This window comes from Agriterribacter sp. (assembly GCF_035445465.1).
Taxonomy (GTDB): domain Bacteria; phylum Bacteroidota; class Bacteroidia; order Chitinophagales; family Chitinophagaceae; genus Agriterribacter.
This window is the reverse complement of record NZ_DAOMQT010000097.1, coordinates 1-7,492: the sequence shown is the minus strand read 5'-3', so window position 1 is coordinate 7,492 and position 7,492 is coordinate 1. Positions and strand designations below refer to the sequence as shown.

Genomic DNA, 7,492 nt, shown 5'->3' with positions numbered 1-7,492 from the left:
TTCTTTATGACGCTGATCATTGTGCCCAGCATGTACCTGATCGCTGAAAGACTGAGAAGACCCATGCGCAGGCAATTTGGCGGCAAATGGATATCTATGCTCGGCATACCGCCTTTCACTATTCTTTTCATGCTGTTAATGATATATACGATGATCCGCCAGAGAATAAGTACCGCCCGCAGGAGAAGAAAATTAGGAAATAGTGTTAATAAAGCATGGATTGGAAGCTGGTTTTAGGATGGTAAAGGAGTGAGTAGCGATTTGTGAAGAGGCTGTCGCAAAAGTAATATTTTGCCACGAAGTCACGAAAGCACAAAGAAAATAAAACCTGAAAATCAAGGCTTTGTGCCCCGCCGGCAGGCAGGCTTGTGCCTTAGTGGCATATCTTCTATACCGGCCCTTTTGAGACAGCCCCTTCACAAATCTCCCAACTGAGGGCGCAATACAATATCTTCCACGCAGGCCTGTGGTGAAAGCTGCGCTGCCGCGTAAATCATTCCGGCAACATCATCTGCCACCATTATACGTTTCGGATCTATACCGCTGCCTGCCCAGGAATCGGTATATGCCGCACCCGGGTATACCGCGGTAACTTTAATGCCATGCGGCTTCATTTCTTCCCGCAGGTTTTTTGAAAAGCCCGCCAAAGCAAATTTGCTGATGCTGTAAGCGCCGCCATTTTTATACGCCTGGAATGATGCAATGGAACACATGTTAAAAACATGACCGCTTTGCTGTGTCATCATTGCAGGGATCAGCGCACGGGTGAGATGATAGGCGCTAAAAAAATTAACAGCCATCATATTTTCCATTGTGCCTTCGGGTTCGTTATACACGCTGCCGGGTTCAAAAGAGCCTGCATTATTAACGAGGATGTCAATGGATATATGCATTCCCAAAAGCCAGTTGGCAAAATCTTTTACCTGTGCCTTATGGCTCAAATCAAAAGGCTTTGCTTTAATACTAACTTCCGGGAAACGGGTAGCAAGATCTTCCATTGCTTTATACAAACCCACTTCATTGCGCGAACTGAGATACAGGTTATACCCGTTGGCGGCAAATCGTTCTGCAATTGCTTTTCCAAATCCGCGGGAAGCGCCTGTGATAATAATATTCATACATTATTTTATGATGATATAATACGATACCGTTGCATTTGTAAGTTTGTTAAGTTTGGGATGGTTTCCCTGTTAATCATCAAATCTACATACTTCTGCCAAACACCGTATTTTTGCAGCTTTGTTTTAATCATGACGTACAAGCATCTTTTTTTTGACCTGGATCACACCTTATGGGATTTCGAATCAAATGCAAAGCAAACGCTGCAGGAGCTCCATCTTGCATTAAACCTTACCGCACAGGGTGTAGATAGTTTCGACGCTTTTTACGAAAGATATATTTATCATAACACCAGGTTATGGGAGCGTTACCGCAAAGGATTTATAAAACGGGATGACCTGAGATGGAAACGCATGTGGAATACCCTGCTGGATTTTAAAATAGGCGATGAAAAGCTGGCACGAAGTATGGATTCCTTTTTTTTAGACAGGTTGCCTACACGTACTTTATTATTTCCCCATGCTATAACCATGCTGGAATACCTGCGCGGTAAAGATTATGCTTTACACCTTATTACCAACGGCTTTGAAACCATACAGCACAGCAAGCTGAAGCACTCCGGGCTTACCGGGTTTTTTGAAGAAGTTATTACCTCTGAAGGAAGCAACAGCCTGAAACCGCACAAACAAATTTTTGAGTATGCCCTGCGCAAAACGGGGGCTACACAAAAAGAAAGTATAATGCTGGGCGATGATATTGAAGCGGATATAGTGGGCGCCAAAAACGCAGGCATTGACCAGGTGTATATCAATCATAAGCACATTCCACCGCCTGTACAACCCACCTATACCGTGTATTCATTGAAAGAGCTTGAAAATATATTTTAGGAATTCCATGCGGTTTGACGCTCCTTCGTTGCGTACCGACCGCCATATAACTCTATGAGGTTTTTTCACCCTGCAATTTCCCTCCTGCAAACCTCATGAATTTTTGCACGTTTTCAAATTTCCACATTTTCAAATTTCTTCACCAGCTTGCAAGCACCGTTATACCGCCTTTAACCACCTGTTTCAACTGCACATGAATTTTTGCTGCCGGTGGTAAAAGCACATCTACACGGCTGCCGAATTTAATAAACCCCATTTCAGCGCCCTGCTGTACTTTTTGCCCGGGTTTAAGATAGTTTACAATACGGCGGGCCACCGCGCCGGCAATTTGCTTAACCAGTACGGGTGCATTGCCGTTTTGTATTACAACCGTATGCCTCTCATTATGCGTAGATGATTTTGGATCCCATGCCACCAGGTATTTCCCTTTATGATATTGGCTGTACACTACTTCGCCGCTTACCGGGTTGAGGTTTTGGTGTACATTGGCAGGACTCATGAAAATGGATATTTGCAGCCGTTTATCCTTAAAATATTCTTCATCTACTGTTTCTTCTATTACTACCACTTTACCATCGGCCGGGGCAACAATTTTAGTTTCGTCAATCGTAAGAACACGTTTGGGTACGCGGAAAAAAGAAATGATAAAAAGAAAAAAGAAAAAGGATAGTATAAAAATGATCCAGGCCAGCCAGCTTACACTGTAAGGCAAAAAATAAAACAGCACAATATTGATGATCACAAAAAATAATCCGCAAAGCGCGATAGTCTGATATCCTTCTTTATGTACCGTCATGTATACAGCTTGACCTGCAAAAGTAGGCAATGACGAAAGAGCGTCAAAATTTTGCAGCTATTCATTTCACTGCGGCCATCACATACAACCATACCACAGGCGTAGCTAACAGCAGGGAATCGAACCTGTCTAAAAAACCGCCATGCCCCGGCATAATATGCCCGCTGTCTTTTACATCGGCCATCCGCTTGAGCTTGCTTTCCAGCAAATCGCCCGCCGTACCCACCATGGCAGCTATTGCCGCAATGATGCACACATGCATAACAGGTAATTGCATGTAATAGGCCAGCATACCCATTACCGCAATGCATAAAACGGCGCCGCCAATGGTGCCTTCAATTGTTTTTTTGGGTGATACTTTTGAAAACGGCGTTCTTCCTATCAGCGACCCTATGATATATGCCATGGTATCATTGATCCAGATGGAAAAAACAATAACAAGCGGTAAAATCCAACCTGTTTCAAACTGTCTTCCATTTCCCGCCGTCCACATTCCCTCTATTGATCTTATACTTATCATCAGCGACCAGCTTAAGGAAATATACAATAACCCCATCGCTGAATAACTGATATGCTTCAGATTGGAACGCTTCGCAAAAAGGATCTCAACAATGGGAAGGGCAAAAGCAAAAATCAATCCTGCCACCAGGCCTATAGCGTGCAGCGTAATGTTCCCAATCCGGTAACTATCGCCAGCGCAATACAGCATCAGGGACCATCCTGCCAGCATTACTCCATATGCATGAAAGGAAGATACCTGCCTGTACGAGGGATCAATACGCTTAATCAACCGCTGGTATTCGATCCAGCAACCCCCATGTATAACCGAAAATAAAATAAAGAAGCTCCATTCATTCCAAAGCAGCCCGCCCAGCATTACCGCCACAAACACCAATGCCGTAAGCGCCCTGGTTTTAAATACCTGCCAGTTCATTGCCACATTTTCAAATTTTCAAATTTCCACATTTATTTAAGCAATCCATTTTTCTTCCAGCGCCCTGTCTTCCGGCGCCGTATATTTTTTTATTGCCTTCGCCGAACGCTTTTTAAACAGGATAAACAATGCATACAACCCGATAGCGCCAATAATTCCCCACCACACCGGGTAGGTTTCGTTCATCGCTTCTTTTACCGGCCTGCCCTGCCTGATCAATACATACATTTGGGTAACAGCAATGGCATTGTTAAAAAAATGCGCGGCAATACTCAGCCAAAGACTCCGGGAATAATAATAGATCAGTCCTAACACAACGCCCAGGCACACCCTGGCCAGAAAGCCATAGTAGGAAAGATGGATTACGCTGAATATAAGACTGGTAAGCAGTATAGCCATCCATGGCTTATGGGAAAAGCGGGTAAGCAGGTTTTGCATCCCCCCGCGAAAAAAAGTTTCTTCAAACAAAGCCGGTAATAAAGCGATCATAACGATAGAAATGGCATAATCGCCAAATGTTCTGATATTGGTGATCACTTCTACCTGTGCGCTATAATTCTCTTCTAATTTTTTAAAATAATCCGCCGCATTTTTAGGTATGGGTATCAGTTCATTAAGCGTTGCAAGGCTGGCAGCTACAATAGCCGCGCCAAACATAATGCCCAGCGCCAAAAGGAGTTGCCGGTAATTAAACCGCATGGTAAATCCTAATAACTTAGCGGGGCGGCGGTTAATAATAAGAGCGGTAAACCAGGCTGGTAAAAAAAAGGTTACGCCTGTAGATACCACCTGTATAACCCGAACGGCATTAACATTTTCGGGCTTTAATAATTCTTCGGGCATGCTCATTACTCCTTTGCCGGTCATCATCATCCATATGGGAATACTCAGCACTCCACCGGCGATAAAACCTACTATCCATAATCCAATCAGGATTAAAAAAGCATTGACGTAAGATACCCCTTTCGAATGTGCGTCGTACATTATGTTATAATTAGTGTGTACATTTGCTGCTTGCATTAGAAGGAAACTCATCCCGTGTGCATTGAATATCAACCCATTGTATTTCGAAGGGGTTTTTAGCATACGCCGGGTTCATTCCATAAATGCAAGATAAGACAGTTCATGCAATGCCGGTTAAAATTGGTTCCATACAACTCCCTGATTTTCCACTTCTTCTTGCTCCCATGGAAGATGTGAGCGATCCGCCGTTCCGTTATGTATGCAAGCAAAACGGCGCCGATCTTATGTACAGTGAATTTATCAGCAGCGAAGGCCTGATCCGGGATGCTATTAAAAGTAAACAAAAATTAGACTTTTCCGAATTTGAGCGGCCATTTGGTATCCAGATGTTTGGGGGCGATGAAGAAGCGCTGTCGCTGAGCGCCAAAATAATTGATGCCGTACAGCCTGACCTCGTGGATATTAATTTTGGATGCCCCGTAAAGAAAGTGGTTTGCAAAGGCGCCGGGGCAGCGGTATTGAAAGATATTAGCTTAATGGTACGGCTAACCGAAGCGGTGGTACGGTCTACGGCATTACCCGTAACGGTTAAAACCCGACTGGGCTGGGACGATCATTCCAAAAACATAGAAGAAGTAGCAGAACGTTTACAGGATGTGGGCGTGCAGGCGCTTACCATTCACGGGCGCACCCGGGCACAACTGTACAAGGGCGATGCCGACTGGCGTCTGATCGCTGCTGTAAAAAATAACCCCCGCATGCATATTCCCATATTTGGCAACGGCGATATTGACACTCCTCCCAAAGCGGTGGAATATAAGGAAAGGTATAGCGTAGACGGCATTATGATCGGGCGCGCTGCCATTGGGTACCCGTGGATATTCAGGGAAATAAAACATTATATAGCTACCGGTTCATTATTGACACCGCCTTCCCTTGAAGAGCGGATAGCGGTATGCCGCACCCATCTCCGTAAATCGGTTGAATGGAAAGGCCCTGTATTGGGCATATTAGAAATGAGAAGGCATTACGCCAATTACCTGAAAGGATTGCCCCATATCAGGGATTTTCGCATGCAATTGGTAACGGTAAAAACACAACAGGAAGTTGAGCAGGTATTGCTTGAGATAAAAGAAAAATATGCAGCCTGCAGCGAAGCCGCTTACGAAACCAGCCTTTTAAACGCATAGCTGCTTAATTGGTAGTAGTTTGCGCTGTGAGCGAAAGCCATTTGTTTACTTCCCCGCACTGGCGAAACTCTTCATCTACGGAAATATAGTAAGTGGGCATTTTGGTTTGAAACCAGTGATTCAGTATCTCTCCCTTTTTTTCTTCCATTACCCGCTGGGCGATCTTGTTATAATCGTCTTTCAGATTTTCGCGGTGTGGTTCGGTTTTACTTTGTATATAAATGATACGGGCGCCTTTTCTGCCTCTTTCATCGGTGAAAGGAACAGGCTTGGAGTATTCACCCACTTTTAATTCATTATATACCGGCAAAAGGCTTTTATCGAGATCCTGGATAGTGAGGTAAGGAGAACCCTGGGGGTCTGTAATGGAACCGGCAGTGAACTTGCTGTTCTCGTCTTCGCTGTATTTATCCACTGCTTCACCAAACGAAAGCGTATTGGCCACCAGTTTGGATCGTACGGTATCTAATTTTGCAATGGCTTCATTTACTTCAGTATCTGTGATCTGTGGTATTTTAAGGATATGACGTACTACCACATCATCGCCTGTTCTGCTCACCAACTGTATAACATGATAGCCGAATTTTGATTTCACCACCCGGGATATCTGGCCTTCTTTTAAGGCAAACGCAGTTGACGAGAAAGTGCCATCCACGCTTTTATCGTTCCTGTTAAACTCAAACCGGCCACCTGCTTCTTTAGTACCCGGATCATCACTGTACATTTTGGCTACCCTGTCAAAAGAGGTAACACCACTTTCAATTTGTCTTTTATATTCCGCCAGTTCATCCTGCGCATACTTTTCGAGATCACGGCTTGCTTTGGCATACGCTACTACCTGCTTTATTTCCAGCTCGGTTTCGTAAAACCGAAGGCTGTCTTTGGGTATCTTTTCAAAGTAATCTCTTACTTCGGTGGGCGTGATCCTTACATTTTCAATAATAGACCGTTGCATGGCTTCCGACAGCTTCTGCTCTTTAATGGCAATGCGGTTATCTTCCTTTATCTGGTAAATGCTTTTGCCCGCTATCTGTTCCAAAGCTTCTTTACCTCCATAGGCGCCAATATAATACCTGATACGCTGATCCAGCTCCGCTTCTATCTCTTCGTCGCTTACGGGAAGGGAGTCTTTCTGCGCCTGGAGCATCAGGGCTTTTCTTACCATCATTTGCTGCAAGAGCGTACAACCCGCATCGGGCGGCAGCTCGTGGCCCTGTCTTTTCTCGTCTTCAATAAAATTGGTAATATCCGATTTGAGAACGATCTTATCGCCAATTACGGCAATGATCTTATCTGCCAGCACTTTTTTCGACTGCCCGCCCTGCGCCATGGCTAAACAGCCCATTGCCAAAAAGCTGATAATAAATAGAAATTGTTTCATAATTAACCTTTCAAAGCCATTCAAAAATAAGGCATTTCACCGCAGGAGCAATACAGCCCGCTTATTTAACAAAGGTTTACAAGCTCCTTTTTACTTCTTCAATTTCAAACGCTTCCACCACATCGCCCACTTTCAGGTCGTTGTAATTCTTAAGGGTAAGTCCGCATTCCATACCGCTTGATACTTCCTTCACATCATCTTTATAGCGTTTCAGCGATCCCAGTTCCGCGCTTTGTCCTTCACCGGTAGGATAAATTACAATGCCGTCGCGGATCAGCCTCA

Annotated in this window: 9 protein-coding genes; 3 read left to right on the top strand and 6 right to left on the bottom strand. The window is 44.4% G+C overall.

The genetic code is table 11. The features are described from left to right. Positions 1-237, top strand: a 237-nt coding sequence (locus tag PLE34_RS21190; protein ID WP_324560413.1) for a hypothetical protein, incomplete at its 5' end; no start/stop codon positions are given. A 179-nt stretch (positions 238-416) separates the two neighbouring features. Here PLE34_RS21190 and PLE34_RS21185 read toward each other — a convergent pair. Then, complete coding sequence (locus tag PLE34_RS21185) at positions 417-1,118, bottom strand: SDR family NAD(P)-dependent oxidoreductase (RefSeq protein ID WP_324560410.1); 702 nt, start codon at positions 1,116-1,118, stop codon at positions 417-419. Between the two features lie 132 nt (positions 1,119-1,250). On the opposite strand from PLE34_RS21185, the gene PLE34_RS21180 reads away from it, so the two are divergent. Further along, the gene (locus PLE34_RS21180) at positions 1,251-1,946 is read left to right on the top strand and encodes a YjjG family noncanonical pyrimidine nucleotidase (RefSeq protein ID WP_324560407.1); all 696 of its coding nucleotides are present in this window, start codon (positions 1,251-1,253) and stop codon (positions 1,944-1,946) included. Positions 1,947-2,085: 139 nt separating this feature from the next. Here the strand turns inward: PLE34_RS21180 and PLE34_RS21175 are convergent, their stop codons facing one another. From PLE34_RS21175 to PLE34_RS21165, 3 genes are all read right to left on the bottom strand, one after another. Next, entirely contained in the window at positions 2,086-2,742 is a 657-nt protein-coding gene (locus tag PLE34_RS21175; protein WP_324560404.1) for a phosphatidylserine decarboxylase family protein, read from the bottom strand. Positions 2,743-2,803: 61 nt separating this feature from the next. Then, entirely contained in the window at positions 2,804-3,676 is an 873-nt protein-coding gene (locus PLE34_RS21170; protein WP_324560401.1) for a phosphatidate cytidylyltransferase, read from the bottom strand. 36 nt (positions 3,677-3,712) lie between these two features. Beyond that, a complete protein-coding gene (locus PLE34_RS21165) occupies positions 3,713-4,660 on the bottom strand; it encodes a CPBP family intramembrane glutamic endopeptidase (protein WP_324560398.1) in 948 nt (315 codons plus the stop codon). 146 nt (positions 4,661-4,806) lie between these two features. Between PLE34_RS21165 and dusB the strand changes: the two genes are divergently transcribed. Then, positions 4,807-5,829: a tRNA dihydrouridine synthase DusB gene (dusB, locus tag PLE34_RS21160; protein WP_324560394.1), complete on the top strand. Its 1,023-nt coding sequence runs from the start codon at positions 4,807-4,809 to the stop codon at positions 5,827-5,829. 4 nt (positions 5,830-5,833) lie between these two features. On the opposite strand, the gene PLE34_RS21155 is transcribed toward dusB, so the two are convergent. Continuing rightward, positions 5,834-7,210, bottom strand: a complete 1,377-nt coding sequence (locus PLE34_RS21155; RefSeq protein WP_324560391.1) for a peptidylprolyl isomerase — start codon at positions 7,208-7,210, stop codon at positions 5,834-5,836. Between the two features lie 76 nt (positions 7,211-7,286). Next, positions 7,287-7,492: hypothetical protein (locus PLE34_RS21150; protein ID WP_324560388.1), on the bottom strand; the 206-nt coding region annotated here is incomplete at its 5' end.

Bases quoted from the DNA above. Each gene is read 5' to 3' on its own strand.
- PLE34_RS21185 (WP_324560410.1), bottom strand. From the start codon at position 1,118: ATGAATATTATTATCACAGGCGCTTCCCGCGGATTTGGAAAAGCAATT.
- PLE34_RS21180 (WP_324560407.1), top strand. From the start codon at position 1,251: ATGACGTACAAGCATCTTTTTTTTGACCTGGATCACACCTTATGGGAT.
- PLE34_RS21175 (WP_324560404.1), bottom strand. From the start codon at position 2,742: ATGACGGTACATAAAGAAGGATATCAGACTATCGCGCTTTGCGGATTA.
- PLE34_RS21170 (WP_324560401.1), bottom strand. From the start codon at position 3,676: ATGAACTGGCAGGTATTTAAAACCAGGGCGCTTACGGCATTGGTGTTT.
- PLE34_RS21165 (WP_324560398.1), bottom strand. From the start codon at position 4,660: ATGTACGACGCACATTCGAAAGGGGTATCTTACGTCAATGCTTTTTTA.
- dusB (WP_324560394.1), top strand. From the start codon at position 4,807: ATGCCGGTTAAAATTGGTTCCATACAACTCCCTGATTTTCCACTTCTT.
- PLE34_RS21155 (WP_324560391.1), bottom strand. From the start codon at position 7,210: ATGAAACAATTTCTATTTATTATCAGCTTTTTGGCAATGGGCTGTTTA.